Origin of the sequence: Moorena sp. SIO1F2, from assembly GCF_010672755.1 — a bacterium.
Taxonomy (GTDB): domain Bacteria; phylum Cyanobacteriota; class Cyanobacteriia; order Cyanobacteriales; family Coleofasciculaceae; genus Moorena.
Window position 1 is genome coordinate 1 of sequence record NZ_JAAHFV010000612.1, and the last position, 1995, is coordinate 1995.

Below are 1995 nucleotides of genomic sequence, written 5' to 3' on the forward strand. Positions count from 1 at the left end.
TTACTCCCTACTCCCTACTCCCTATTCCCTTTACAACCAATTACCGACTAGAATAAAAGGTGCCCAAAACAGAGGTTCATTAAACTTGCTATCCCCAATTAAATCTAGTTGGGCTTTTCTGACAGCTTCTGCTTTGGTGATTTCTGGCTGTTTTAGGTATTCGTAAAACTTGTTGATGAATATAGCAGTGGAGTCATCACGCACTTTCCACAATGTCCCTAAGGTAGAACGCGCTCCCGATTTAATCGCAAAACCCGCTAACCCTAACATCGCTTGATCGTCCCCTTTAGCAGTTTGACAAGCACTAAGAACGAGTAAATCAATTTTGTCTTCTCCCAACAATTCTTGAGTACGCAGCAGTTGCTCTAATTCTTTGACATTAATTTTATTTTCCCAGGTTAGTATAAACGTCTCCTCAGCTTTGGAGCTAAACTGACCATGAGTAGCTAAGTGTATCACATTGGAGGTTTTAGTGGTTATTTCCTGGGAAACTCTATCGCTAGTGAAGTCTTGATTGAGCATGACTGAGTCTGGGTTCAACTTTTTAGCAATTTGCTCAATTTCCTGCTTCACCCCTGTAATAGCCAATGGGTTTACCGGGGGCGGAGACAATCACAGCTAAACGTTCTGGCAAAATAATCGGGTAAATTACTGTTGCTGACCTGTCAATCTGATCAATTTCGGCAACATTGGCATCTAAACAAGCTTGCCGGAAAAAGTTATCCAGTTCTGCTAATTGTAAATCCTCAATGACCTGGCGTGCTTTTTTTATATCCTCTTGACTAGGATTACCGTCTAACAAGAATTATACCAGTTCTCGGTATACTGGTTCAACGCTTTTTCGGAAGTAAAACTGGATATCTGGATTAATGGAAACCAAATCACCGCGCAAGCTTTTCAAGTCTTTGACTGCTTCGGTATAGGCGGCAATTGGACATAAAGGCGTAGTTGGTTGAGGCGAGTTTTAAATTTTTATTCTGGATTAGTACTCGCACTTTATGCCCGTTTAAAGTAATCTAATGCTACTGAATTATCTCCAGCATCAAGGGCTGTATTGCCTAAACTCAACAGGATAATGCCTAATTGGTTAGTTGCTTCCAGACCCTGAGCAATAGATAAGCTTTCTTCGAGTACCTCTCTACTAGCTTTTACATCCCCCAACACTTGTAAAGCGATGCCTAAACTTCTGAGCATTCCTACTTTAACGGCAGAATTTTATGTAGTTGCTAATTGTTGATTAATCTCTTCCAGTAGACGTTTAGCACGATTATAAAATCCTAAGCTTTGCAGGGCTTCAGCTTGGTTAATTTTGCTAATCAAAGCACCAATTTTATCTCCACCTTGATTATAAGTTTGTGCTTTTTTAAATGTTTCTAAGGCAGATTGGTTTTGTCCAGTGTGGAAAAGGAGTCTGGCTTTGGTATTAAGAATTTGCGCCCACAGCAGAGGATTGTTACTGGTAGCTGATTCGACTAACTTAAGGCTGGATTCAATAGCAGTTTGGGCAACATCCCACTGACTTAGGTGTTGGTAAGCTAAGGATAGATAATTCAAACTCAAGGCTTGATGGAGAGAGTCACCCCGAGTTGCGTAATCTTGGGCTGCTTCCAAATTTCCGCTGCTTGGGCAAATTGTCCCCTGTTGAAATAGGCTCTGCCTTGGTTAAGTTTACTAAGTTTACTGGTAGCCTGAGGAGTTTGGGCTTGCAAGGTCGGAGCAATAGTGACTTGGGGATGGTCACCGGATGCGATCGCTAAAGCAGGAGTAGCTGTCAGTGCTAGCAATAAACTGGGTAATCCGACGGTGACTAAATTTAGGATGGTTTTCATAATTGTCTTGGTAAGATATTAATGGTTAAAGTAGGGTGGGCAAAGTAGTCTAATCATTAATACTCATTGGAACCAAACTGTCTTTGCCCACCTTACAAGCTGCTTGGGAGAGGGGGATTAAACTTGAGGTCTGCGAATTCTCGTATGCATTTCATCTGCAACTACA

5 protein-coding genes are annotated in these 1995 nt (G+C 41.6%); all 5 read right to left on the reverse strand.

Annotation, left to right across the window (positions count from 1 at the left end):
- Positions 1-30 precede the first annotated feature (30 nt).
- The gene (locus F6J94_RS33370) at positions 31-588 is read right to left on the reverse strand and encodes a CHAT domain-containing protein (protein WP_293048142.1); all 558 of its coding nucleotides are present in this window, start codon (positions 586-588) and stop codon (positions 31-33) included.
- The gene (locus F6J94_RS33375; RefSeq protein WP_293048145.1) at positions 557-802 is read right to left on the reverse strand and encodes a hypothetical protein; all 246 of its coding nucleotides are present in this window, start codon (positions 800-802) and stop codon (positions 557-559) included. The genes F6J94_RS33370 and F6J94_RS33375 overlap by 32 nt, the downstream gene beginning before the upstream one ends.
- Positions 803-996: 194 nt before the next feature.
- Positions 997-1194: a tetratricopeptide repeat protein gene (locus tag F6J94_RS33380; protein ID WP_293048149.1), complete on the reverse strand. Its 198-nt coding sequence runs from the start codon at positions 1192-1194 to the stop codon at positions 997-999.
- 21 nt (positions 1195-1215) lie between these two features.
- Positions 1216-1611, reverse strand: a complete 396-nt coding sequence (locus F6J94_RS33385) for a hypothetical protein (RefSeq protein WP_293048152.1) — start codon at positions 1609-1611, stop codon at positions 1216-1218.
- Positions 1557-1829, reverse strand: coding sequence for a hypothetical protein (locus F6J94_RS33390; RefSeq protein WP_081431411.1), 273 nt, complete (start codon positions 1827-1829; stop codon positions 1557-1559). The genes F6J94_RS33385 and F6J94_RS33390 overlap by 55 nt, the downstream gene beginning before the upstream one ends.
- Between the last annotated feature and the right edge of the window lie 166 nt (positions 1830-1995).

Bases quoted from the DNA above. Each gene is read 5' to 3' on its own strand.
- F6J94_RS33390 (WP_081431411.1), bottom strand. From the start codon at position 1,829: ATGAAAACCATCCTAAATTTAGTCACCGTCGGATTACCCAGTTTATTG.
- F6J94_RS33380 (WP_293048149.1), bottom strand. From the start codon at position 1,194: ATGCTCAGAAGTTTAGGCATCGCTTTACAAGTGTTGGGGGATGTAAAA.